Genomic DNA, 24,408 nt, shown 5'->3' with positions numbered 1-24,408 from the left:
CGTCGCAACATGCTAGAATGGCGGGTTGAATTTTTGATGCCCAGCTGCAAGCGAGAGCCGCAATGACCCGCGCAATCCGCAATATCGCCATCATCGCCCACGTCGATCATGGCAAGACCACCCTGGTGGACCAACTCCTGCGCCAGGCAGGCACCTTCCGTGAGAACCAGCAGGTTGCGGAGCGGGTGATGGACTCGAACGACCTGGAAAAAGAACGCGGGATCACCATCCTGGCGAAGAACTGTGCGGTCGAGTACAACGGCACCCATATCAATATCGTCGACACCCCGGGCCACGCCGACTTCGGTGGCGAGGTCGAACGCGTGCTGTCGATGGTCGACGGCGTGCTGCTGCTGGTCGACGCGGTCGAAGGCCCGATGCCGCAGACCCGCTTCGTCACGCGCAAGGCGCTGGCGCTGGGCCTGAAGCCGATCGTCGTGATCAACAAGATCGACCGTCCGGGCGCCCGTCCGGACTGGGTCATCAACCAGACCTTCGACCTGTTCGACAAGCTGGGCGCGACCGACGAGCAGCTCGACTTCCCGGTGATCTACGCCTCGGGCCTGAACGGCTACGCCGGCCTCACCGAGGATGTGCGCGACGGCGACATGAAGCCGCTGTTCGAGACCGTGCTCGACAAGGTGCCGGTCCGTAACGACGACCCGGACGGTCCGCTGCAGCTGCAGATCATCTCGCTGGACTACTCGAGCTACGTCGGCAAGATCGGCGTCGGCCGTATTTCGCGCGGCCGCGCCCGTCCGCTGCAGGACGTGGTGGTCAAGTTCGGTCCCGAAGGCAACCCGATCAAGGGCCGCATCAACCAGGTGCTGAAGTTCCGCGGCCTGGAGCGCGAGATCGTGCCCGAGGCCGAGGCCGGCGACATCGTGCTGATCAACGGCATCGAGGAACTGGGTATTGGCTGCACCGTCTGCGCGCCCGATGCGCAGGACGCGCTGCCGATGCTGAAGGTCGATGAGCCGACGCTGACGATGAACTTCTGCGTCAACACCTCGCCGCTGGCGGGCCGCGAAGGCAAGTTCGTCACCAGCCGCCAGCTGCGCGAACGCCTGGACCGCGAACTGAAGTCCAACGTGGCGCTGCGCGTGGCCGAGACCGGCGACGACACCGTGTTCGAAGTGTCGGGCCGCGGCGAACTGCACCTGACCATCCTGCTGGAAAACATGCGCCGGGAAGGCTACGAGCTGGCCGTGTCGCGCCCGCGCGTGGTGTTCAAGGAAATCGACGGCGTCAAGCACGAGCCGTACGAGCTGCTGACGGTCGACGTCGAGGACGGCCACCAGGGCGCCGTGATGGAAGAGCTGGGCCGCCGCAAGGGCGAACTGCTCGACATGGCGTCGGACGGCAAGGGCCGTACCCGCCTGGAATACCGCATCCCGGCCCGCGGCCTGATCGGCTTCCAGGGCGAGTTCCTGACGCTGACGCGCGGCACCGGCCTGATCTCGCACATCTTCGACGACTACGCGCCGGTGCGCGAGGGCGGCCTGGGCGAGCGCCACAACGGCGTGCTGATCTCGCAGGACGATGGCGAGGCCGTGGCCTACGCGCTGTGGAAGCTGCAGGATCGCGGCCGCATGTTCGTCAAGCCGGGCGACCCGCTGTACGAAGGCATGATCATCGGCATCCACAGCCGCGATAACGACCTGGTCGTGAACCCGATCAAGGGCAAGCAGCTGACCAACGTGCGCGCCTCGGGTACCGACGAAGCGGTGCGCCTGGTGCCGCCGATCCAGATGACGCTCGAATACGCGGTGGAATTCATCGCCGACGACGAGCTGGTCGAGATCACGCCGAAGAGCATCCGCCTGCGCAAGCGCTTCCTGAAGGAACACGAGCGCAAGCGCGCGTCGCGCGAAGGCGCATAAGCGCAAGCGATACGCTGCCCGCAAGGGGAAGGGCCGAGTCCTGTGGTGAACGGGACTCGGCCCTTGTCGTTTGTGGGCGCCGAGGCGGGGAGGACGCCGTCCTCAGAGGTGGCAGAGGATGTTCACCAGCCTGCCGAACGGATCGCGTACGAAGAAGCGCCGCACGCCCCAGGGCTCCTCGGCGATGCCGTATTCGATCCGCAAGCCCGCCTGCACGGCCCTGGCGTGGACCTCGTCGAGGTTGTCGACCTCGATCGACAGGTCGGGCACCGGGGTACCGGAGCCGCCCTCGGTCGCGATGCTGATCTGCGGCGTGGTGTCTTGCCCGGTCGCATAGGTCCGGATCCAGCCGTGATCCATCACGACTGCCATGCCAAGCAGGTCGCCATAGAAGGCCTGGGCCGCCTCGATGTTCGGGGCGGCGATGTTTGCGACGACTCGCTTGACGGTCATGGTGGCTCTCCGACGATGGAATCCGGCGATTCTACGGCCCATCGTCCGCTTCGATAAGCCGGCCGCGATGGGCAATGCGTGATGGGCAATGCGCGATGGGCGATCCGATTCGTGCATCCGCCGGATACACAGTCTTTCCTTTCCATGCCGTCAAGGAACGCGCCGGCGCGCCGTTGATAGCGGGGCGGCAAACATGCCGTGATCGCACGATAAGAACGGGGAGCTGGAATGTTTCGCAACACCACCATTGGCGCCAGATTGTGGAGCCTCATTGTCGTTACCAATTTGATCCTGATGATCGTCGGCGCCTTTGGCTGGCTCGGCATGTCGCGCAGCAACGACGCGACGCGCCAGATCCATCAGCATCAGCTGGCCGCCGCGATGCATCTGTCCGAGGCGCGCGCAAACCAGTTGCTGGTGCGCGTGCTGCTCGACCAGGCGACGTTCGCCACCGATCCAGCCGATGCGCTGGCGCGTGCCGATACCGCGGCCGGATTCGCGCGGGCCTCGGAGACGGCGTGGAAGGCCTATCTGGCACTGCCGCGCGGCACGGAGGAAGACCGCGCTGCCGAGCTGGTGTCGGCGCGCCGCGAGGCGCTGCACAAGCAAGGGGTCGAGCCGATGATCGCCGCGCTGAAGGCGGGCGATCGCGAGCGCGTGATGGCGCTGGTGCTCGAGACCATTCCGAAGCTCGATATCGCCTTCACGTCGGCCAATGCCGAGCTGAACAAGCTGCAGACGGCAGCGGCCGAGTCCGTCTATCAGGAGTCGCAACATCGCTATGCGAAGCTGCGCGCGTGGTCGCTGGTGCTGCTGGCGCTGGGCCTGGCGTTCAGCACCATCTTTGCGTGGCGGCTGCGCGGCTCGATCGTCGGCCCGCTCGAGACCGCGATCGCGCGTTTCGAGCGGATCGCGCGCGGGGATTTGAGCGCGGCGCGCGCACTCGATACGCCCGGGCAGCAGGGTCATCGTGCTGCGGATAGCGGGGCCGGCATCGCACAAGAGGTGAGCCGCAACGAGGTCGGCCGCAACGAGACCGGCCGCATGCTCGCCATGCTGGCCCGGATGGAAGCGAGTCTGGCGGGCATGGTCGGCGAGGTGCGTACCGGCGCCGACGCCATCGCCGCGGCGAGCCGGCAGATCGCGCTGGGCAACGCCGATCTGTCCCAGCGCACCGAAGAGCAGGCGGCCTCGCTCGAGCAGACCGCCTCGAGCATGGAGCAACTGACCGGCACGGTACGGCAGACCGCGGACAATGCCCGCGAAGCGAATGCGCTGGCGGGCGACGCCAGCGGGCTGGCGGAGCGGGGCGGGGAAGCGGTGACGCGCGTGGTCGACACCATGCGGGCAATCGACGCCAGCGCCAACCGGATCGTCGACATCATCGACGTGATCGAGAAGATCGCCTTCCAGACCAACATCCTCGCGCTGAACGCCGCGGTCGAGGCCGCGCGTGCCGGCGAGCATGGCCGCGGCTTCGCGGTGGTGGCGGGCGACGTGCGCGATCTGGCGCAGCGTTGTGCGACCGCGTCGAAGGAAATCCGCGGGCTGATCGACGAATCGGTGCGCAATGTTCGCGCCGGCAGCGATATCGTCGCCGATGCCGGCCGCGCGATGGAGGACATCGTCGGCGCGGTGCGCCGCGTCAGCGCGATCGTCGGCGGCATCAGCGCCGCCTCGATGGAGCAGTCGCAGGGCATCGAGCAGGTGAATCAGGCGGTCACGCAGATGGACGGCATGACCCAGCAGAATGCCGCGCTGGTCGAAGAGGCGGCCGCCGCGGCGACCTCGCTGGAGGACCAGGCGCAGCGGCTGACCGGCCTGATGGCGCGTTTCCGTCTTGCCTGAATTGGCCGGCATCCCCAGACATCCCCGGGGTCCCCTGGCATACCTCGGTATCCTCCCGGCGTTACGGACTGCGGGCCGGCATGGCTGGTGTACAGTGGCGGCCTGCATTTCGTCACCACAGGAACAGGAGACATGACCGAGTTTGTTGCAACCGAAGTCGTCGGCGGTGTCGGCTATCTGACGCTGACCCGGCCCCAGGCCCTCAATGCCCTGTCGCTCGACATGGTGCGCGCCTTGACGCAGGCGCTGGACCAGTGGGCGGCCGATCCCGGCGTCGTCGCCGTGGTGGTCGCCGGTGCGGGCGGCAAGGCCTTCTGCGCGGGCGGCGACATCCGTTTCTTCCATCAGGCCGCGCTCGCCGGCGATCCGACGCTGGACCAGTTCTTTGTCGAGGAATACGCGCTCAATCACAAGATCCACCGCTATCCGAAGCCCTATATCGCGCTGATGGACGGCGTGGTGATGGGCGGCGGCATGGGCATCTCGCAGGGCGCGCGGCGGCGCCTGGTCACCGAGCGCACCAAGATGGCGATGCCCGAGACCAATATCGGGCTGTTTCCGGACGTGGGCGGCGGCTGGTTCCTGGCCCGCACCCCGGGCCGCCTGGGCGAGTACCTGGGCCTGACCGGCAACGTGATTCACGCGGCCGACGCGCTGTACGCCGGCCTGGCCGACGCCTTCGTGCCGAGCAACGCGCTGGCCGAGCTGGTGGCGTCGCTGCGCGCCGGCAACTTTGCCAGTGGCGACGAAGTGCTGGCCGCGATCGATGCCTGCAGCGCCGGGCATCGCGCCGCCTGCGATCCGGCCGCGAGCATGCTGGCGCGCCAGCGCGAGGCAATCGACGGGGCCTTCGGCGCCGCCACGGTCCAGCAGATCGTTGCCATCGTCAGCGATGCCAGCGACGACTGGTCCGCTCAGACGGCCGCCGCCTTGCGTACCCGCTCCCCGCTGATGCTGTGCGTGACGCTGGAGCAGATCCGCCGCGCGCGGACCATGGCGCTCGAGGACGAGCTGCGCATGGAGCTCGACATGATGCATGACGTGTTCCGCTACGGCGACGGCGTCGAGGGCATCCGTGCGCTGGCGATCGACAAGGACCACGCGCCGAAGTGGCGGCCGGCCCGGCTCGACGAGGTCGAGCGCAACAAGGTGCTCGCCTTCTTCGACAGTCCGTGGCGCGCCGAGGCGCATCCGCTGGCCGGATTGCAGGCCTGAGCGGACGCGCGCGCCGGTGCGGGCTCCGTGCGCGCCGATGCCCTCGGGGCAGGCGCGCGCACGGCCGACGCCACATCGGGTTAGAGTGTGGTCTGGGCGCCGGCCGGAGATGGCCGGTCCCGCCGTTTTTCGGCAGTCTTTCCTTTCCCCGTCTCTCTCAGAAAAGGAAGCACGATGAGCACTCCACGCGACGTCGCGGTACTGGTGGGCAGTCTCCGCAAGGATTCCTTCAATCGCAAGCTGGCATTGGCGCTGGCGCAGTTGGCCCCGGCCGAACTCAAGCTCGACATCGTCGAGATCGGTCAGCTGCCGCTCTACAACCAGGACGACGATGACAACCCGCCGGCAGCCTGGACCGCTTTCCGCGACCGGATCCGCCGCGCCGACGCGGTGCTGTTCGTGACCCCCGAGTACAACCGCTCGGTGCCCGCGCCGCTGAAGAATGCCATCGACGTGGGGTCGCGTCCCTATGGGCAGAGCGCCTGGGATCGCAAGCCCGGGGCGGTAATCAGCGCCTCGCCGGGCGCCATCGGCGGGTTTGGCGCCAACCACCATCTGCGCCAGTCGCTGGTGTTTCTCAATGTGCCGGTGCTCCAGATGCCGGAGGCCTATATCGGTGGTGTCGACAAGCTGTTCGATGCGCAGGGCAATATCGGCAACGAATCGACACGTGCCTTTCTGGGCAAATTCCTGACGACCTTTGCGGCCTGGGTGGAGCGCAACGCCGCAAGCTGACCGTGACGGCGCGGCCGCCGCCTCGGCCCCCTCTCTCGTAGGGGAGGTCTAAAGATGGCGAAAACCGCGCCGACAATGCTGATATGGATGCAAGCGACAATTCCTCCGACTTCCCGGAAGGTGCGGCCAACGCCGAACTGGTCGGGTGCTGGGCCACTGCCTCGCCGCAGTTGCTGGCCACCGTGCTGAACCACGCCATCGACGCCGAAGACCTGTCCGGCTTCGCGGCGCTGCTGTCCGACATCGCCCGCGACCGCGGGCTCAAGGGCAACCGCGGAGCGCACCAGTCGATCTACGACATGCCGTATTCGAGCCTGCTGCCACGCCAGCAGCACCTGCTGGCCGATGCCTTCGACCTGTTCGTCAAGCTGGGGCTGGAACTGCAGCCGCGGCAGCAGCGCCTGAACGACTGAGCGCGCTGAGCCGCTGAGCCGCTGAGCCGCTGAGCCGTTGAGTCGCTGAGTCGCTGAGCCGCTGAGGGGGCTGAGGGGGCTGAGGGGCGGAGCAGCTTGTGTCACTGCGCCGACTTGCCTCCCGCCGGCGGCGCGGCGGCGCTGTCCCCGGGCGGCCCGTCCGACGCCCATTGCCGCGTGAAGACGGAGGGCGATGCGATGCGCCTCCGGGTGGTAAACTTCCGGGTTTTCCTCGTTCCCGTCGAAGGGCGGGATAGACGACCCAAGTCATGTCCGAATCGCTAGCCGCCAGCGCGGCGCCGGCTTCGGCAGGTCCGCAGAAAGTCAATCCGCGGCGCATTTCGGTGGCGCCCATGATGGACTGGACTGACCGCCACTGCCGCACCTTTCATCGCCACCTGAGCCGCCACACCTGGTTGTACACCGAGATGGTGACGACCGGTGCGCTGCTGCATGGCGAAGTCGCGCGCCATCTGGACTTCGATGCGGCCGAGCAGCCGGTCGCCCTGCAACTGGGCGGCAGCGAGCCGGCCGATCTGGCGGCCTCGGCCCGCCTGGGCGAGCGCTGGGGCTTTGCCGAGATCAACCTGAATTGCGGTTGCCCGTCCGAGCGGGTCCAGCGCGGGGCGTTCGGCGCCTGCCTGATGGCCGAGCCGCAACTGGTGGCGGACTGCGTGCGCGCGATGCGCGACGCGGTGTCGGTGCCGGTCACCGTCAAGCACCGGATCGGCATCGACACGATCGAGCATTACGATTTTGTCCGCGATTTCGTCGGCACGATCGCGGAGGCGGGTTGCCAGACCTTTATCGTCCATGCGCGCAACGCGATCCTGAAAGGGCTGAGCCCGAAGGAGAACCGCGAGATTCCGCCGCTGCGCTATGAGGTGGCCTACCAGCTGAAGCGGGAATTCCCCCAGCTCGAAATCCTGATCAATGGCGGCATCACGCGCTACGACGAGATCGACGCTCACCTGCAGCATGTCGACGGCGTGATGATCGGTCGGGAGGCCTATCACCAGCCGTTCCTGCTGGCGGAGGTGGATCGCCGCTACTACGGCGATACCGCGCCGTCGCCTTCACGTCTCGACGCCGAACTGGCGATGCAGCGTTATATCGGCGATCTGGTGGAGCGGGGCGGTTATATGGGCGCGGCGACGCGGCATATGCTCGGCCTGTATCGCGGCGTGCCCGGCGGGCGGGGCTGGCGGCGTGTGCTGTCCGACGCGCGCCGGATGAATGCAATCCGTACGCGGGACGGTGTCGATGCGCTGTTCGAGGAGGCGCGTAGCCATCTGCATGCGGAGCGGCCGCTGCAGGCGGCATGATTGGCGGCCGGGAGTCCGAGTCGGGAGTCCGAGTCGGGAGTTGGAGTTCGGAGTTGGCAGTCGGTGAGGGGCCGTTGCTGACAGGCAGTCGCTGACCGGTAGTCGATGATAAGGGGCCGCCGGTCACAAGGAGCCGGTGACAGGTACCGGTGACAGGTGATCGGCAGCCGAGCGGTCGGCGCTCGGCGGTCGAGCGGCGGTAGATGGCCGCCGCCGATTGGAGTGCAGATTCTAATTTCGAATCGGGCATGGTCCCGCACCCGCCGTGCCGCCGCGTTGCAGCCACTTTCCACGCCAGTGCAGGCGATGGCAGGCACCAGGAAAGGGATTCCCCTAGATAGCCAAGCCGATTCCGATTTTCTTAAACTGTCTGTGCCCTCGAATACAGGGCTTTCTTCAACTGATTTTGGAGCCCGCCTAGTGCGGGCTTTTTTTGTCCTGGAGCCGGGCGTGTCCGGGGTCGGTCGCCGGTCCTTTCGTTTACCCGAATAGTGCTTGGCGGCGATGACAGTTACATTGCAATTGCCTTCAGGGCATTGAGATCGCAAGAGTTTAAGAGTCCGCCGTGTGCGGACTTTTTTTTGCACCGCATTTCCCCGCCGCTTCCGCCTTCTGCTTTCCCTTCCTCCGCCGTCCGCCCCGTTTCCCTCCCGCCTTGCCGCTGCCGGCGTGATGCCGTCGAGCAACGTCCCCGCGAATCATTCTCGTTTGCCTGCTGCAAAGAGGTGACCCCCCAACCGGGTGATGGCAAGATGTAGCCAAAAACGACAAGAAGGTCTGGCCTCGGAGGGTGGAATGGAAGAAGACGGCTTGTTTGGTGTCGCGTTCGAAGGCTTCCGCGTCGTCTGGGTGGTCGAGCGGTTGCAGAACGGTACCTGGACCGCCCGCTACTGCTGGCATCGCGGCACGGATGCGGCCGCGGCCGCGGCACTGCAGACCGATGTGCTGAACGGCAGGAGCCGAAGACTGCCTGGTACGTATCAGTCCGAGGAAGAAACGATCGAGGCGATCCGCGAGGCGATCCGCCTCGAAGCCCGCTGGTCCTGATGCGCCGTTCGACTACGCACGAAAATTTTTGTGCGTAGTACTAGCCATCGCCAAACGAAGTTTGTATAATCTTGGTTTCCGTCGAGCAGTACTGACGACGGCGCTACGGTGGCTGTAGCTCAGTTGGTAGAGTCCAGGATTGTGATTCCTGTCGTCGTGGGTTCGAGTCCCATCAGCCACCCCAAGATCCCATGCAAACAGCCGCTCATCGAGCGGCTGTTTTGCTTTGTGGCGAGCATCATCGGGCGGGCCAGCGCCTCAAGTCGGTCCTCAAACCAGCCTTGCAGCGGCCTTGGTGATCGTCCACCCAATACCCATGCACAAGGCGATCCAACCCGCTGCGATCAGTGCCACGTCGTGCCAGTTCATGGTGCGGCGACCGGGGCGAAGCAGCTTGACGGTGTCGTCTGACGAAGGCATGGCCGTCTCCTTCGAAAAGCATGGGAACAGGCTAGGCCATGCGTTAACGAATTCACGGTCCGAGTTGTAAGGGTTTGTTGCGATGCGCGAGAGCCGTCGCTTTCGATCGGGCGGCCATATCCCGCGTCTCGCGCGGACGCGCGCGCAGGCGCTCAACGCAGTCGATCTTGTCGCTGCGATCGCACGAACGCGGCTTGCCTCGCACGTTCGAATTCACGCGCCAGACCTCCCGCGCTAGACCGCACGCGATCAACCTCACGCGATCAACCTCACGCATTCAACTTCACCCCCGGCTGATCGAGTTCGAGCATCCGGCAGATCGCCGCCATGCTGCCGACCATGGTGCGGCGCTGCGCGCCCTGGTAGATGCGGACACCTTTGGACTGGCGGAACGGCGTGGGCTTGACGGGGTAACGGGTCAGGGAGCGGTCGGCTTGCAGCATGGTGGTCCTCTTCGGTAAGGCGTCAGCGGAAGTCTTGCGGCAACACGGGGCCCTGCGGCTCGTGTGGCTGCATGACTGAGGTTGGCGCCAAGGCGGCGGCGCCTGCCGGATTGCTTCGTTGGGCTAGAAGCCGGACTGGCGGATCAGTCCGACGGCGATGCCTTCAAGCGAGAATTCCTCGCGTCCGGGCCGCACGATGATGTTGGCGAAGTCCGGGTTCTCGGCGATCAGCTCGATCGCGTCGCCGCGATGCTTGAGCCGTTTGACGGTCACGTCCTCGCCGATGCGTGCCACCACGATCTTGCCGTTGGCGGCATCCTGCGCGCGTTTGACCGCGAGCAGGTCGCCATCGAAGATGCCGGCGTCGCGCATGCTCATGCCGCGTACGCGCAGCAGGTAGTCGGGGCGTTCGTCGAAGACCGAGGCGTCGACCTGGTATTGGCGGTCGATATGCTCGGCCGCCAGGATCGGGCTGCCGGCGGCGACACGGCCGACCAGTGGCAGCGTCAGCTGCATCACGCCGGCCATCGGCAGCGAGAACTGGTCCGGCATTTCGGAGTCGCTGCGATTGACCTTGAGCCGGATGCCGCGCGAGGCGCCGGGCGTCAGCTCGATCACGCCCTTGCGAGCCAGCGCGCGCAGATGTTCTTCGGCCGAGTTCGGCGACGAAAAGCCGAATTCCGCAGCGATCTCGGCGCGGGTCGGCGGAATGCCGGTCTGCCGGATGGTGTTGCGGATCAGGTCGAAGATCTGCTGCTGCCGGGGTGTCAGAGTCGCCATGGCTTGTCCGTGTTGTTGTATCCGGTGGCGGTCCGGCCGGTGGCGCGCGCTGCGAAGCGTGCAGGCCGTCGGTGGCCGCCATGTGCAACACTGTACGTTTGAACAGTGTGCTGTGATTTTATACAGTATCGATCGAAGTGCAAGAGGAATTTGCATCCTCGTCCACTTTCGAGGCCGGACGGTCGGGCTGCGGGGCAGGGCAAGACCGTAGGGGAGCGGGCCGTCGCGGCGGGTACAATCGCCGCCTGTTTACGGATATCTCGTGCCCATGACCTTGCCTCGCGTGATCGTTCTTGCCACTGGCGGCACCATCGCCGGTTCCTCGTCCAGCGCCGCCAGCAGCGCGCGTTATCAGGCGGCGACCGTGCCGGTGTCGGCACTGCTCGAGGCTGTCCCGGCGCTGAAGGACGTCGCGCGGATCGAGGCGGAGCAGGTCGCGCAGATCGACAGCAAGGACATGTCGTTCGGCCTGTGGGCGCGGCTGGCGGCGCGGGTCCACCACTGGTCCACGCAGGACGACGTGGCCGGCATCGTGATCACGCACGGCACCGATTCGCTCGAAGAAACGGCGATGCTGCTGCATCTTGCCGGCGTGGCCAGCGTGCCGGTGGTGCTGACCGCGGCGATGCGGCCGGCGACCTCGCTGTCGGCCGATGGCCCCCTGAACCTGCTCGATGCCGTACGCGTCGCGGCGCATCCTGACGCGGCGGACAAGGGCGTGCTGGTGGTCATCAATCAGGAGATTCACGCAGGACGCGACGCGGTCAAGGCGCACACCTCGGCCGTCGACGCGTTCGCCTCTCCGGGCACCGGGCCGATCGGGCTGGTGCAGGACGCGCTGGTGCGCTTCACGCGTGCGCCGCTGCGTCTGCCCCGGCAGGCCCTGCCGCTGCCGCAGAACTGGCCCGCGGTCGAGATCGTCGCCAGCTATGCGCAACCGGGCCGCGTGGTGGTCGATGCGCTGGTCGGCAGCGGAGTGCGGGGCCTGGTGGTCGCGGCGGCCGGCAATGGATCGATCCACGAGACGCTGGTGGCGGCGCTTGTCGACGCGGCGCGCGCCGGTGTCGCGGTGGTGCGCAGCACGCGCACCGGTGCCGGTAATGTGATCGCCCCGGCGCAGCCCAATCCGTCGGCGGGCGCCTTCGTATCGGCCGGCGATCTGAATCCGTACAAGGCCCGGGTCGCGCTGCTGCTGGCGCTTGGCGCCGATCCCGCGCTGGCCGGCGATCCGGTGCGTTTGCAGCAGTTCTTCGCGCAGATCTGATGTAGGCGGCGCAAGCCAGAGCGCCGCAGATCCAGCCGGGACCTCATGCGGCTTGCCGCCGTGGCCGTTCCGGGCTATACTCGCGGGCTATTTAACCCTTGCTGCACCGGACTTGGCGCCCGGGCGGCTTATCCCAAAAGGAGCGTCAATGCGTCATTACGAAATCGTATTCATCGTCCATCCGGACCAGAGCGAGCAAGTGCCGGCCATGATCGAGCGTTACAAGACGCTGGTCACGTCGCAGAACGGCCAGGTGCACCGCGTGGAAGACTGGGGCCGTCGTCAACTGGCCTACATGATCCAGAAGCTGGCCAAGGCTCACTACGTTTGCCTGAACATCGAGTGCGGCAAGGACACGCTGGCTGAGCTCGAGCACGCGTTCAAGTTCAACGACGCCGTGCTGCGCCACCTGATCGTCCAGACGAAGAAGGCCGAGACCGGCCCGTCGCCGATGATGAAGGAAGTCCAGCGCGAAGAAGCCCGCAAGGCTTCGCAGCAAACCAGCGAAGGCCAGGCCGCCTGAGTGCGGTCTGCTGTGTGCGGTTCGCTCCGGCATGACCGGGGCGGCATGCGAGAGGCGGTGGCGCGATGAACCAGCTGAGGCTGCACGCCACCCTCGTCGAGCGCGACGCGTTGCGCTACACGCCGGCCGGCATCCCCGTCGTCAATTGCCTTCTGCAATACGGCGGCGAGGTGGTCGAGGCGCAGACGCCGCGGCAGGTCGAGTTCGCGATCGCCGCGATGGGCGTCGGTCCGGTCGGCCAGCACCTGGAGCGCACGCCGCTCGGCACGGTGCTCGACTGCGAAGGCTTTCTCGCCCGCAGGCACCGCAACAGCAAGGCTCTCGTCTTTCACATCACTGGATGTAAAGCATTCGTAAAGGATTGAACCATGGCATTCGTCAAACGTGACAACAAGAACAAGAAGCGCTTCCAGCAGCAGAACCCGCTGTTCAAGCGCAAGCGCTTCTGCCGCTTCACCGTGGCCGGCGTCGAACAGATCGACTACAAGGATCTGGAGACGCTGAAGGACTTCATCGGCGACAACGGCAAGATCACGCCGGCTCGTCTGACCGGCACCAAGGCGCACTATCAGCGTCAGCTCGACACGGCAATCAAGCGCGCCCGCTTCCTGGCGCTGCTGCCGTACACCGACCTGCACAAGAACTGATCGCCTGGTCGCTAAGGAGAAAACACGATGCAAGTCATTCTGCTGGAAAAAGTCGTCAACCTGGGCAACCTGGGTGACATCGTTCGCGTCAAGGATGGTTACGCCCGTAACTTCCTGATCCCGTCCAAGCGTGCCCGCCGCGCGACGCAGACCGCCATCGCCGAGTTCGAGGCCAAGCGCGCCGAGCTGGAAAAGGCCGCCGCCGAGAAGCTGGCCGCCGCGCAAGCCGAAGGCGAGAAGCTGAGCGGCCTGACCGTCCAGATCACGCAGAAGTCGGGCGTGGACGGCCGTCTGTTCGGCTCGGTGACCAACGCCGACATCGCCGAAGCGCTGGCTGGCCAGGGCTTCAAGGTCGAGAAGGCGCAGGTTCGTCTGCCGAACGGTCCGCTGAAGATGGTCGGCGACTATCCGATCAGCGTGTCGCTGCACACGGACGTCGCGGTCGACATCACCGTCTCGGTGCTGGGCGAGCACGTCTAAGCCTGCCGGCCGCGACCGGCGCGACATCCGTTCGCGCCGCCGCGGCCCGGCCAGGCCAGCAAAAGGCAGGAGCAGGCTGACAGCCGCTTCTGCCTTTTTTCTTTGTGGCGCCCGCACGCATGCGCGTTGTGCGCGGCGCCACCATCATCGGGTCCTCCGCCGGCCGAGATTCGCTCGGCCATGCGCGGGCGGGCCGCTATAATTGCCCCCCATGAACGCGCCCGTCGCCGATCCCCAACTCGACAATCTCAAAGTCCCGCCGCATTCCATCGAGGCCGAGCAATCGGTGCTGGGTGGCCTGCTGCTGGATAACGCGGCCTGGGACCGCATCGCCGATTTCCTGTCAGAGGCGGACTTCTATCGCTTCGACCACCGGATGATCTTCCAGAGCATCGCGCGGCTGATCTCGGACACCAAGCCGGCCGACGTGATCACGGTCTACGAGATGCTGCAGGTGGCCGGCAAGGCCGAGGAGGTCGGCGGTCTCGCCTATCTGAACTCGCTGGCGCAGAACACGCCGAGCGCGGCCAATATCCGCCGCTACGCCGAAATCGTGCGCGAGCGCTCGGTGCTGCGCAAGCTGGTCACGGTGGCCGACGACATCGCGACCTCGGCCTTTGCGCCGAAGGGCCGCGAGGTGCGCGAGCTGCTGGACGAGGCCGAATCCAAGGTCTTCGCGATCGCCGAGGAAGGCTCGCGCGGGCAGAAGGGCTTCCAGGAGATCCAGCCGCTGCTGACGCAGGTGGTGGAACGGATCGACGAGCTCTATCACCGCGACACCAATACCGATGTCACCGGCGTGCCGACCGGCTTTCTCGACCTGGACCGGATGACCAGCGGCATGCAGCCGGGCGACCTGATCATCGTCGCCGGCCGTCCGTCGATGGGCAAGACCGCGTTCTCGCTGAACATCGGCGAGCACGTCGCGGTCGAGCAGGGCCTGCCGGTGGCGGTGTTCTCGATGGAAATGGCCGGCACGCAGCTGGCCATGCGTATGCTGGGCTCGGTCGGCCGCCTCGACCAGCATCGCCTGCGCACCGGCCGGCTGCTCGACGAGGACTGGCCGCGGCTGACGCATGCGATCCAGCGGATGAACGACGCGCAGCTGTTCATCGACGAGACGCCGGCGCTGAACCCGATGGAGCTGCGCGCGCGTTCGCGCCGGCTGGCGCGCCAATGCGGCCAGCTTGGCCTGATCATCATCGACTATCTGCAGCTGATGTCGGGCTCGGGCGGCGGCGAGAACCGCGCCACCGAGATCTCGGAAATCTCGCGTTCGCTCAAGGGCCTGGCCAAGGAGCTCAACTGCCCGGTGATCGCGCTGTCGCAGCTGAACCGCAGCCTGGAGCAGCGTCCCAACAAGCGTCCCGTGATGTCCGACCTGCGCGAATCGGGCGCCATCGAACAGGATGCCGACGTGATCCTGTTCATCTATCGCGACGAGGTCTACAACCCGGACTCGCAGGACAAGGGCACCGCCGAAATCATCATCGGCAAGCAGCGTAACGGTCCGATCGGTACCGTGCGGCTGACCTTCCTGGGCCAGTTCACCAAGTTCGACAACTTCAGCGGCGGCCCGGCGTTCTTCGACAACGATACCTGACCGCGCGGGCGCGGCAGGCGGGTGGCGCGCTGTCGTGTTGCGCCACACAAAGCGTACGTCACGCGCCGACTACCCTGTAGAATATTGCTTTTCCGTGACAGCCGGCGGCAACGCCGGCTGTTGCGCAATCTCTCCCGCAATCCAGTCATTCCCAACGAGACGGCGCGCCAGCGCGCCGCGACAAGGAACAGCCATGTTCGGCCGATTCATGCCCACCGAGGGCAAGTTCTTCGAATACTTCAACCAGCACGCCGACTGCGCGGTCACCGCATCGCGCGAACTGGAAACGCTGATCAACGATCTCGGCAATGCCGAAGCCCACGCGCGGCGCGTGCAGGCCACCGAGAAGAAGGCGGACCGGATCACGCACGACACCATCGATCTGCTGCACAAGACCTTCATCACGCCGCTCGACCGGGACGAGATCCACAAGCTGATCACGACCATGGACGACATCCTCGACCTGATGGAGGACGTGGCCGAGACCATCACGCTGTACGACGTCACCAGCCTGACCGACGAGGCCCGCAAGCTCGCCTCGATCTGCGTGCAGTGCTGCGAACTGGTCAAGATCGCGGTCGGCCTGCTCGAGGACATGGGCAACGCCAGCACGATCCTGAAGACGGCCCAGCAGATCGATCAGCTCGAATCCGAGGCTGACCGGTTGATGCGCGGGGCGATTTCCAAGCTGTTCCGCGACGAGACCGACGTCAAGCGGCTGATCAAGATGAAGGCCATCTTCGAGCAGCTCGAGACGATCACGGACAAGTGCGAGGACGTGGCCAACATCATCGAAGGCATCGTGCTGGAAAACGCCTGAGCGCGCCCACCGGAACTCCGCATGCAGACTGTACAAATGAGCTTGTGGGTGATCGTCCTGCTGGTGACGCTCGCTCTGCTGTTCGATTTCATGAACGGCTTTCACGATGCCGCGAACTCGATCGCGACCGTGGTATCGACCGGCGTGCTCAAGCCCCATCACGCAGTGGCGCTGGCCGCCGTCTGCAACGTGATCGCAATCTTCGTCTTCCATCTGAAGGTGGCGGCCACGGTCGGCACGGGCACCATCGACGTCAATATCGTCGACCACTACGTGGTCTTCGGCGCCCTGGTCGGGGCGATCGCGTGGAACCTGATCACCTGGTATTACGGCATCCCGTCCTCGTCCTCGCACGCGCTGATCGGCGGCCTGGTGGGCGCCGCGGTGGCCAAGGCGGGCACCGGCGCACTGGTCGCCAGCGGCCTGCTGAAGACCGTGGCATTCATCCTGATCTCCCCGCTGGCGGGCATGCTGCTCGGCTCGCTGCTGATGCTGGTGGTCGGCTGGACCTTCTTCCGTACGCCGCCGTCGCGCGTGGACCGCTGGTTCCGCCGCCTGCAGCTGGTGTCGGCCTCGCTCTACAGCCTGGGCCACGGCGGCAATGACGCGCAGAAGACCATCGGCATCATCTGGATGCTGCTGATCGCCAGCGGCCACGTGATGCAGAGCGACAGCGCGCCGCCGACCTGGGTCATCGTCAGCTGCTACGTCGCGATCGGCATGGGCACGCTGTTCGGCGGCTGGCGCATCGTGCGGACCATGGGCCAGAAGATCACCAAGCTCAAGCCGGTGGGCGGCTTCTGCGCGGAGACGGGCGGCGCGATCTCGCTGTTCCTCGCTTCCACGCTGGGCGTGCCGGTCTCGACCACGCATACGATCACCGGCGCCATCGTCGGTGTGGGCTCGGTGCGCAAGACCTCGGCGGTGCGCTGGGGCGTGGCCGGCAACATCGTCTGGGCCTGGGTGCTGACCATTCCGGCGTCGGCCTTCATGGCGGCGATCGCCTGGTGGATCGGGCGGCATCTGCTGTGAGGCTTGCCCGCAAGGGCAGGCGATGAAAGACAAGGCCAGGCATTTGCCTGGCCTTTGTCATTGGGACTCCGTTTTTCGGCTGGGCGCCGGTCCACCGGCTCAGTGTGCCGTGGGCCAAGGCCAAGCGGCTCAGCGATTGGCGAAGGCGGCGATCGGATCGTCGTCTTCCGGGACCGGCGCCGGGGCGGGCGCCGGCGAAGGCGCTGCGGGCGGCGGCGGGGAGACGGGCACAGCCGGCACCGCCTGCGGAACCGGCGTGCTCGGCGCGACCGGTACCGCGGCGTTGGCGATGCGCCGCGCGCCGTTGTAACGCGACGCCCAATAGGACTTGGTCATGTCCTCCAGCCGCACGGTGCCGCCGCTCGACGGCGCGTGCACGAAGCGGTTCTGGCCGACGTAGATGCCGACATGCGAGTTCGCCCGCCCCGTGGTGTTGAAGAACACCAGATCGCCCGAGGCCACCTGATCGCGCGATAGCGGCGTGCCGCGCGTGCCCATCGCCTCGGTGGTGCGCGGCAGATTGACGTTGGCCGCGCGCGACACCACGTAGCGGACCAGGCCGCTGCAGTCGAAGCCGGAATCGGGCGTATTGCCGCCGTAGCGGTAGGGCGTGCCGACCAGCGACATCGCCTGGATCGAGATCTCTTCGAGGCCGGCGCTCGGCTCGACGATCGGCGCGCGCGGCGTGTTGCGGGCATGGCCGCCATGGCGCGAGGGCGGCGTGCTGGCGCAGGCCGCCAGCAGCAGGGCGAGGGCGCCCACCAGCAGCCGGCGCGTGTCAATCACCGCGGATCGAATCGACGACAGCGTCGAGGGAAGCGTCGAGGGAAGCGTCGAGGGAAGCGAAGAAGGAAGGCCGGTGCTGGTCGATCGCATGGACTGGTGGGCCAGCCGGTGCGGTCCTTCGACCGGGGCATCGCTGCGCGATGCCCGGATGGCTACCAGCGCAACTGCGCGTCGTAGGTGCCGGTGCCGACGGTCATGGACTTGGGCTGGCCGTTGTAAGTGGCGTGCACATTGTAGCGGCCCTCCGGCGCCTTGATCAGGCAGCGCGGCCCTTCGGTACGAAATCGCGCCACTTCGTGGCCTTTGCGCATCAGTCGGACCTCGACATCGGCCAGGTATTCACCGGTCGCGCCCTGCGTAAACAGCACGCCCATGTTGAACTGTTTCTGGCGTGCGGCCAGCCGCCGTTGCTCGTCCTCGCCGACGCCGCCGCAGACATAGCTGACCGCGCCGACGGTGCGGATCACCGGCTCGTTGACCGGTGGCGCGACCACTGGCGCAGGGGCTGGCGTGGGCGGCTGAACGGATGGCGGTACCGCGCCGGGCGCCGGCGCGGTCGCGCCCGGGGGCGGCGCCGCGGCCGGTTCGGAGATGGCCTGCGCACGCAGCAGCCCCGGCGCGGTGACCGCGCTGGCCGCCATCAGGCAGGGGATCAGCGCGCCGGAGGCGCGCTGCCAGCGATCGCTTCGCATCGCTTGCCTCCGTCCGCTCACAGCACGTCCGCCGCGTGGTCGGCCAGGCGCGAACGCTCGCCGCGCGCCAGCGTGATATGGCCGCTGTGGCTCCAGCCCTTGAAGCGGTCGACCACGAAGGTCAGGCCCGACGAGCCTTCGGTCAGGTACGGCGTGTCGATCTGCGCGATATTGCCGAGGCAGACGATCTTGGTGCCAGGGCCCGCGCGCGTGACCAGCGTCTTCATCTGCTTGGGCGTCAGGTTCTGCGCCTCGTCGATGATGACGAACTTGTTGACGAAGGTGCGGCCGCGCATGAAGTTCATGCTCTTGACCTTGATGCGCGAGCGGATCAGTTCCTGCGTGGCGGCGCGCCCCCATTCGCCGGCGCTGTCGTCGCTCTTCTGCAGGACCTCGAGGTTGTCGTCGAACGCGCCCATCCACGGCTGCATCTTCTCTTCCTCGGTGCCCGGCAGGAAGCCGATGTCCTCGCCGACCGGCACGGTCGCCCGCGTGACGATGATCTCGTTGTACAGCTTCTGGTCCAGCACCTGCTCCAGCCCCGCGGCCAGCGCCAGCAGCGTCTTGCCGGTGCCGGCCTGGCCCAGCAGCGTGACGAAGTCGATGTCGGGGTTCATCAGCAGGTTCAGCGCGAAGTTCTGCTCGCGGTTGCGTGCGGTCACGCTCCAGACGTTGTTCTTGTGGTGCGTGTAGTCCTTCAGCGTCTGCAGCAGCGCAGTCTTGCCGTTGATCTCCTTGACCTGCGCGTACAGCGGCAGGCTGCCGTCCATCGGTTCCAGGTAGACGAACTGGTTGACGAGGAAGGAGGGTACCAGCGGGCCGGTCAGCCGGTAGAACATCGCGCCGGTCTTCGGGTCCTGCCAGCTCTCGACGCCCTTGCCGTGCCGGGTCCAGAAATCGTTGGGCAGCACCATCACGCCCGAGTACAGCAAGTCCTTGTCCTCGAGGACCTGGTCGTTGAAATAGTCCTCGGCCGGCAGGCCCAGCGCCCGGGCCTTGATCCGCATGTTGATGTCCTTGGACACCAGCACGACGTCGCGTTCCGGATGCTGCTGCCGCAGCGCGCTGACCACCGCCAGGATCTGGTTGTCGGCCTTGCCCTCGGGCAGCCCTTCGGGCAGCTTGGTGTCGTTCAGCCGGGTCTGGAAGAACAGCGTCCCCTGCGCGTCGCGGTTGCCCAGCTTGGCCAGCGGCAGGCCTTCGTCGAGCACGCCGTCGGTGCCGGCCACCAGCGCGTCGAGCGTGCGGCTGACCGCGCGCGCGTTGCGCGCGACTTCGCTCATGCCCTTCTTGTGGTTGTCCAGCTCCTCGAGCGTCATCATCGGCAGATAGATGTCGTGCTCCTCGAAGCGGAACAGCGAACTCGGATCGTGCATCAGCACATTGGTGTCGAGCACGAACAGCTTGGCTGGGCCGGTGTCCTTGCGCTGCCGGCGGCTGGTGGTGCCGGTGCTGGTCTTGACCAGCGACACGGGCGAGGCCGGCGTCGTCGACACCGGGGCGCTCGGCACGTCTTTCGCGCGGGCGCGCGTGCCGGCGGCACGGGCCTCGACCGCGGGCGCGGCGGCTTCGCTGGGTCCGCTTTCAAGCAGGGCCACGCGTTCCAAGGCCGGAACGGGCTTTCTTGCCTGCGTCGCGGACTTCGGCAACCTTGCAACCGGAGCGAACTCGCTCGGGTCCAGCAGTTGTGCAGGCTTGGCGGGCATGGTCGGCAGCGGCATGCTGGGCGTTCCTTTCAGGGGGAGGGGAAAACGGGCGGGGCCGCGCACAGACGAAAAAGCCGCCGGGCCCGTTGAGCGGGCGAGGCGGCTTGTCTTGTGCGGGCGGACGGCACGGCAGTTCCGCTACCGGCCCTGGGCATCGTGCGCCTGGGCCGGAGGGGAGAAGCAGCGTGGCAACCAGAATCTGAACTCATTACGGGGCAATGTATCCGAACGATTTCCGTTTGGCAATTGCCCTGTGAAGGTCACATCGCGCGCACCAGTTCGAGCACTTCGTCGACGTGGCTGGGCACCTTGATGCCGCGCAGTTCATGGCGCAGCTTGCCCTTGCCGTCGATCACGAAGGTGCTGCGCTCGATGCCGCGCACTTCCTTGCCATAGAGTTTTTTCATCTTGATGACGTCGAACAGTTGGCACAGCGCTTCGTCGGCATCGGAGATCAGTTCGAAGGGAAGCTCCAGCTTGGCCTTGAAGTTCTCGTGCGATTTCATGCTGTCGCGCGAGATGCCGAACACCACCGCGCCGGCGGCCTCGAAGGCCTCGTGCTGGTCGCGGAAGTCCATCGCCTCGTTGGTGCAGCCGGGGGTGTTGTCCTTCGGATAGAAGTACAGCACCACCGTCTTGCCGCGGTAGTCGGCGAGGCGGAAGGTGCCGCCGGTGGCCGGTGCGCTGAAATCGGGAACGGCCTGGTTGAGACTCACTGTCATTCTTATGGCTCCTGGAGGAAGCGGCGCTGGGGAAATCGGCTCGCCGGGGACCGGCCCCGCGCCGGCTCGGGCGAGGGCCGGTCGCGGCGGGCGGGGATCGCGGGCATGGCCGTGCTCACGGCAAATGAGGGCGCGTCGGCATAGTTCAAGCGTGGCGTCGGGCAGACATCGGCCGACCGCAGGGACGGCCGCTTCAGCCGCCTGCGGCCGCGTCTTCGAGCAGCAGCACCGCCGCCACCTTGCGGCCCTCGGCCATCAGGATGTTGTAGGTGCGGCAGGCCGCCGGCATGTCCATCGCATCGACGCCGATATGGCGGCGGGACAGGGCCGCGGTCAGGCGCGGATGCGGAAAGCGCAGGCGGTCGCCGGTGCCGAGCAGCACCACCTCGGGGGCATGGTCCAGCAGGCCCTCGAACTGGTCCGCGGCCAGGTCCTCGAAGCGCTGGACGGGCCAGGGCCGTACCTCGCCCTCGGGCATCACCAGCACCGACATGGTGTAGCGCACCTTGTTGATCTCGATATAGCCCGGGCCATACGCCGTGACGGTGTTCATGGCGTTGGGCTGGTCGGCATGGAGTTTCACGGGGGAACCTTGTGGGGAAACTGGTCGGGGAGTTGGGCGGAGAACTTGTCGGGGAGCTTGTCGGAGAACTTGTCGCAGAACCGGCGCCGGGAAGGCGCGGACCGGGGCGGTGGCGAGCGCGGTCCGGCCGCGCTGCATCGCAAGATCCCTGCCGAAGTCTGTCATAATCCGCTAAATTATAGCCTTTGCCTTCCTGCCGGCCGCGCTGCCCTCGCATCGCCCCGCAGTGCAGCGAAGCGCGCTCCGGACGACCCCCTGTTTTACGCAGATTTCCTGTTCGCCGCCGCACGAACCGGCGGCCCCATGCTCCCTTTGTCCCTGCCAGACTCCTGCCCGACCACGCCGTGAAACCGATCCAGAAATCCAACAAGCTGAACAACGTCTGCTACGACATCCGCGGCCCGGTGCTGGAGAAGGCCAAGCAGATGGAGGAAGAAGGGCACAAGATCATCAAGCTCAATATCGGCAACCTGGCCGTGTTCGGCTTCGATGCGCCGGAGGAGATCCAGCAGGACATGATGCGCAACCTGCCGAACTCGGCGGGCTACTCGGATTCAAAGGGCATCTTCGCCGCGCGCAAGGCGATCATGCACTACACCCAGCAGAAGAACATCCACGGCGTCGGCCTGGAAGACATCTATGTCGGCAACGGCGCGTCCGAGCTGATCGTGATGTCGATGAACGCGCTGCTGAACAACGGCGACGAGGTGCTGGTGCCCACGCCGGACTACCCGCTGTGGACGGCCGCGGTCAGCCTGTCGGGCGGCACCCCGGTGCACTACCTGTGCGACGAGGCCAACGACTGGATGCCGGACCTGGACGACATCCGCGCGAAGATCACGCCGAACACCAAGGCCATCGTCGTGATCAACCCGAACAACCCGACCGGGGCGCTGTACTCGGACGAGCTGCTGCGCGAGATCGTCGCGATCGCGCGCCCGCACGGGCTGATCATCTTCGCCGACGAGATCTACGACAAGGTGCTGTACGACGGCCATACGCACACCTCGATCGCCGCGCTGTCGACCGACGTGCTGACGGTGACCTTCAATGGCCTGTCGAAGAACTACCGCTCGTGCGGCTACCGCGCCGGCTGGATGGTGGTGTCGGGCGACAAGCGGCCCGCGCACGACTATATCGAGGGCCTGAACATGCTGTCCTCGATGCGGCTGTGCGCCAACGTGCCGGGCCAGTGGGCGATCCAGACCGCGCTCGGCGGCTACCAGAGCATCAACGACCTGGTGGCCGAGGGCGGCCGCCTGCGCCGCCAGCGCGACCTGGCCTACGAGCTGATCACGCAGATCCCGGGCATTACCTGCGTCAAGCCGAAGGCGGCGCTGTACCTGTTCCCGAAGCTCGACCTGTCGATGTATCCGATCCAGGACGACCAGGAATTCATCTACGAGCTGCTGCAGGAATCGAAGGTGCTGCTGGTGCAGGGCAGCGGCTTCAACTGGGCCAAGCCCGACCATTTCCGCATCGTGTTCCTGCCGCACGAAGAAGACCTGCGCGAGGCGATCGGCCGCGTCGGGCGCTTCCTCGAGTCCTATCGAAAACGACACGGCGCGACGGCCTGACTCCGGCCGCGGCCGGCTCCGAACGCACGCACCGTCGCGCTCCCCCATTTGCAAACTGGAATCTGATTGACCATGAACCCCATCAAAGTAGGCCTGCTCGGCATCGGTACCGTCGGTAGCGGCACGTTCGACGTGCTCAAGCGCAACCAGGAGGAGATCCGCCGCCGCGCGGGCCGCGGCATCGAGATTACGATGGTGGCCGACCTGAACACCGAGCGCGCACGCGAGCTGACCGGTGGGCAGGTCGAGGTGGTGGCCGATGCGCGCGAGGTGGTGAGCCATCCCGACATCGACATCGTGGTCGAACTGATCGGCGGCTACGGCATCGCCCGCGAACTGGTGCTGCAGGCGATCGCCAACGGCAAGCATGTGGTGACCGCCAACAAGGCGCTGCTGGCGGTGCACGGCAACGAGATCTTCGAGGCCGCGCGCAGCAAGGGCGTGATGGTCGCGTTCGAGGCCGCGGTGGCCGGCGGCATCCCCATCATCAAGGCGCTGCGCGAGGGCCTGAGCGCCAACCGCATCCAGTGGATCGCCGGCATCATCAACGGCACCACCAACTTCATCCTGTCGGAGATGCGCGACAAGGGCCTGGACTTCGACACCGTGCTGAAGGAGGCCCAGCAGCTGGGCTATGCCGAGGCCGATCCGACCTTCGACATCGAGGGCATCGACGCCGCGCACAAGATCACGCTGATGAGCGCGATCGCCTTCGGCATGCCGGTGCAGTTCGACAAGACCCACGTCGAGGGCATCACGCGCCTGTCCGCGATCGACATCCAGTACGCCGAGGAACTGGGCTACCGCATCAAGCTGCTGGGCCTGACCCGCCGCCGCGAGGACGGTATCGAGCTGCGCGTCCATCCGACGCTGGTGCCGGCCTCGCGCCTGATCGCCAACGTCGAGGGCGCGATGAACGCGGTGCTGGTGCAGGGCGATGCAGTCGGCGCCACGCTGTACTACGGCAAGGGCGCCGGCGCCGAGCCGACCGCCTCGGCGGTGATCGCCGACCTGGTCGACGTGACCCGGCTGCATACCGCAGATCCGGAGCACCGCGTGCCGCATCTGGCGTTCCAGCCGGACGAGCTGTCCAGCGTGCCGGTGCTGCCGATCGAGGAAGTCACCAGCAGCTACTATCTACGCATGCGCGTGTCGGACCAGACCGGCGTGCTGGCCGATATCACCCGCATCCTGGCCGATTCCGGCATCTCGATCGACGCGATGCTGCAGAAGGAGTCGCGCGAGGGCGAGCCGCAGACCGATATCATCATGCTGTCGCACCTGGCCCGCGAGAAGCAGGTCAATGCCGCCATCGCCAGGATCGAGGCGCTGCCGACGGTGCTTTCGGGCGTCACCCGCCTGCGCATGGAAGAACTGAACTGAAGCCTTGCCGATGGCCGCGCCGCCGCCC

General features: G+C 66.4%; 26 protein-coding genes and 1 tRNA gene. 18 read left to right on the top strand and 9 right to left on the bottom strand.

What is annotated here, in order from left to right; all coding sequences use genetic code 11:
* Nucleotides 1-62 precede the first annotated feature (62 nt).
* Nucleotides 63-1,883: a translational GTPase TypA gene (gene typA, locus KZ686_RS12835; protein WP_023264592.1), complete on the top strand. Its 1,821-nt coding sequence runs from the start codon at nt 63-65 to the stop codon at nt 1,881-1,883.
* A gap of 102 nt (nt 1,884-1,985) precedes the next feature.
* On the opposite strand, the gene KZ686_RS12830 is transcribed toward typA, so the two are convergent.
* Complete coding sequence (locus tag KZ686_RS12830; RefSeq protein ID WP_149319104.1) at nt 1,986-2,336, bottom strand: VOC family protein; 351 nt, start codon at nt 2,334-2,336, stop codon at nt 1,986-1,988.
* A 228-nt stretch (nt 2,337-2,564) separates the two neighbouring features.
* Between KZ686_RS12830 and KZ686_RS12825 the strand changes: the two genes are divergently transcribed.
* The 7 genes from KZ686_RS12825 (at nt 2,565) to KZ686_RS12795 (ending at nt 9,103) form a co-directional block, all read left to right on the top strand.
* Nucleotides 2,565-4,184, top strand: coding sequence for a methyl-accepting chemotaxis protein (locus KZ686_RS12825; RefSeq protein ID WP_265632554.1), 1,620 nt, complete (start codon nt 2,565-2,567; stop codon nt 4,182-4,184).
* Nucleotides 4,185-4,316: 132 nt separating this feature from the next.
* On the top strand, nt 4,317-5,399 hold the full coding sequence (locus KZ686_RS12820) for an enoyl-CoA hydratase/isomerase family protein (protein ID WP_149319102.1): 1,083 nt from the start codon (nt 4,317-4,319) through the stop codon (nt 5,397-5,399).
* A gap of 174 nt (nt 5,400-5,573) precedes the next feature.
* A complete protein-coding gene (locus KZ686_RS12815; protein WP_149319101.1) occupies nt 5,574-6,134 on the top strand; it encodes an NADPH-dependent FMN reductase in 561 nt (186 codons plus the stop codon).
* An 83-nt stretch (nt 6,135-6,217) separates the two neighbouring features.
* On the top strand, nt 6,218-6,547 hold the full coding sequence (locus tag KZ686_RS12810) for a hypothetical protein (RefSeq protein ID WP_149319100.1): 330 nt from the start codon (nt 6,218-6,220) through the stop codon (nt 6,545-6,547).
* Nucleotides 6,548-6,816: 269 nt separating this feature from the next.
* Nucleotides 6,817-7,872 carry a tRNA dihydrouridine(20/20a) synthase DusA gene (gene dusA / locus KZ686_RS12805; protein WP_265632553.1) on the top strand — a complete coding sequence of 352 codons (1,056 nt, stop codon included), beginning with the start codon at nt 6,817-6,819 and terminating at the stop codon, nt 7,870-7,872.
* Nucleotides 7,873-8,667: 795 nt separating this feature from the next.
* Nucleotides 8,668-8,919: a hypothetical protein gene (locus KZ686_RS12800; protein ID WP_149319098.1), complete on the top strand. Its 252-nt coding sequence runs from the start codon at nt 8,668-8,670 to the stop codon at nt 8,917-8,919.
* A gap of 108 nt (nt 8,920-9,027) precedes the next feature.
* Nucleotides 9,028-9,103: transfer RNA gene (locus KZ686_RS12795), tRNA-His, on the top strand.
* An 86-nt stretch (nt 9,104-9,189) separates the two neighbouring features.
* Here KZ686_RS12795 and KZ686_RS12790 read toward each other — a convergent pair.
* From KZ686_RS12790 to lexA, 3 genes are all read right to left on the bottom strand, one after another.
* Nucleotides 9,190-9,339, bottom strand: a complete 150-nt coding sequence (locus KZ686_RS12790) for a hypothetical protein (RefSeq protein ID WP_265632552.1) — start codon at nt 9,337-9,339, stop codon at nt 9,190-9,192.
* Between the two features lie 269 nt (nt 9,340-9,608).
* A complete protein-coding gene (locus tag KZ686_RS12785; RefSeq protein WP_023265037.1) occupies nt 9,609-9,782 on the bottom strand; it encodes a hypothetical protein in 174 nt (57 codons plus the stop codon).
* A 123-nt stretch (nt 9,783-9,905) separates the two neighbouring features.
* Nucleotides 9,906-10,562 (bottom strand): transcriptional repressor LexA, encoded by a 657-nt coding sequence (lexA, locus tag KZ686_RS12780; RefSeq protein WP_149319097.1) that lies wholly within the window; start codon nt 10,560-10,562, stop codon nt 9,906-9,908.
* A gap of 268 nt (nt 10,563-10,830) precedes the next feature.
* On the opposite strand from lexA, the gene KZ686_RS12775 reads away from it, so the two are divergent.
* The 8 genes from KZ686_RS12775 (at nt 10,831) to KZ686_RS12740 (ending at nt 16,931) form a co-directional block, all read left to right on the top strand.
* The gene (locus tag KZ686_RS12775) at nt 10,831-11,826 is read left to right on the top strand and encodes an asparaginase (protein WP_265632550.1); all 996 of its coding nucleotides are present in this window, start codon (nt 10,831-10,833) and stop codon (nt 11,824-11,826) included.
* Nucleotides 11,827-11,974: 148 nt separating this feature from the next.
* On the top strand, nt 11,975-12,349 hold the full coding sequence (rpsF, locus tag KZ686_RS12770; RefSeq protein ID WP_149319095.1) for a 30S ribosomal protein S6: 375 nt from the start codon (nt 11,975-11,977) through the stop codon (nt 12,347-12,349).
* A gap of 65 nt (nt 12,350-12,414) precedes the next feature.
* Nucleotides 12,415-12,714, top strand: a complete 300-nt coding sequence (priB, locus tag KZ686_RS12765; RefSeq protein ID WP_149319094.1) for a primosomal replication protein N — start codon at nt 12,415-12,417, stop codon at nt 12,712-12,714.
* Nucleotides 12,715-12,717: 3 nt separating this feature from the next.
* Complete coding sequence (gene rpsR / locus KZ686_RS12760) at nt 12,718-12,996, top strand: 30S ribosomal protein S18 (RefSeq protein ID WP_265632549.1); 279 nt, start codon at nt 12,718-12,720, stop codon at nt 12,994-12,996.
* A gap of 27 nt (nt 12,997-13,023) precedes the next feature.
* Nucleotides 13,024-13,476 (top strand): 50S ribosomal protein L9, encoded by a 453-nt coding sequence (rplI, locus tag KZ686_RS12755; RefSeq protein ID WP_149319093.1) that lies wholly within the window; start codon nt 13,024-13,026, stop codon nt 13,474-13,476.
* Nucleotides 13,477-13,687: 211 nt separating this feature from the next.
* Complete coding sequence (locus tag KZ686_RS12750; protein ID WP_149319092.1) at nt 13,688-15,079, top strand: replicative DNA helicase; 1,392 nt, start codon at nt 13,688-13,690, stop codon at nt 15,077-15,079.
* A gap of 193 nt (nt 15,080-15,272) precedes the next feature.
* A complete protein-coding gene (locus KZ686_RS12745) occupies nt 15,273-15,899 on the top strand; it encodes a DUF47 domain-containing protein (RefSeq protein WP_006575384.1) in 627 nt (208 codons plus the stop codon).
* A gap of 21 nt (nt 15,900-15,920) precedes the next feature.
* Complete coding sequence (locus KZ686_RS12740; protein ID WP_149319091.1) at nt 15,921-16,931, top strand: inorganic phosphate transporter; 1,011 nt, start codon at nt 15,921-15,923, stop codon at nt 16,929-16,931.
* Nucleotides 16,932-17,060: 129 nt separating this feature from the next.
* On the opposite strand, the gene KZ686_RS12735 is transcribed toward KZ686_RS12740, so the two are convergent.
* From KZ686_RS12735 to KZ686_RS12715, 5 genes are all read right to left on the bottom strand, one after another.
* Nucleotides 17,061-17,807, bottom strand: coding sequence for a C40 family peptidase (locus KZ686_RS12735; protein ID WP_149319090.1), 747 nt, complete (start codon nt 17,805-17,807; stop codon nt 17,061-17,063).
* A 62-nt stretch (nt 17,808-17,869) separates the two neighbouring features.
* A complete protein-coding gene (locus KZ686_RS12730) occupies nt 17,870-18,409 on the bottom strand; it encodes a hypothetical protein (protein WP_265632547.1) in 540 nt (179 codons plus the stop codon).
* A gap of 17 nt (nt 18,410-18,426) precedes the next feature.
* Nucleotides 18,427-20,130 carry a PhoH family protein gene (locus KZ686_RS12725; RefSeq protein WP_149319089.1) on the bottom strand — a complete coding sequence of 568 codons (1,704 nt, stop codon included), beginning with the start codon at nt 20,128-20,130 and terminating at the stop codon, nt 18,427-18,429.
* Nucleotides 20,131-20,375: 245 nt separating this feature from the next.
* Nucleotides 20,376-20,837: a peroxiredoxin gene (locus KZ686_RS12720; protein WP_150084645.1), complete on the bottom strand. Its 462-nt coding sequence runs from the start codon at nt 20,835-20,837 to the stop codon at nt 20,376-20,378.
* Nucleotides 20,838-21,030: 193 nt separating this feature from the next.
* Nucleotides 21,031-21,420, bottom strand: coding sequence for an Mth938-like domain-containing protein (locus tag KZ686_RS12715; protein WP_149319087.1), 390 nt, complete (start codon nt 21,418-21,420; stop codon nt 21,031-21,033).
* A 344-nt stretch (nt 21,421-21,764) separates the two neighbouring features.
* Here KZ686_RS12715 and KZ686_RS12710 point away from each other — a divergent pair, with 344 nt between their 5' ends.
* Both KZ686_RS12710 and KZ686_RS12705 read left to right on the top strand, forming a co-directional pair.
* Nucleotides 21,765-22,997 (top strand): pyridoxal phosphate-dependent aminotransferase, encoded by a 1,233-nt coding sequence (locus KZ686_RS12710; RefSeq protein ID WP_265632545.1) that lies wholly within the window; start codon nt 21,765-21,767, stop codon nt 22,995-22,997.
* A gap of 72 nt (nt 22,998-23,069) precedes the next feature.
* Entirely contained in the window at nt 23,070-24,380 is a 1,311-nt protein-coding gene (locus KZ686_RS12705) for a homoserine dehydrogenase (RefSeq protein ID WP_149319085.1), read from the top strand.
* The last annotated feature ends 28 nt before the right edge of the window (nt 24,381-24,408 follow it).

It is taken from the genome of Cupriavidus cauae, from assembly GCF_026210475.1.
Classification (GTDB): domain Bacteria; phylum Pseudomonadota; class Gammaproteobacteria; order Burkholderiales; family Burkholderiaceae; genus Cupriavidus; species Cupriavidus cauae.
The sequence above is the reverse complement of the archived record's forward strand: the minus strand, read 5'-3'. Positions and strand labels throughout refer to the sequence as shown.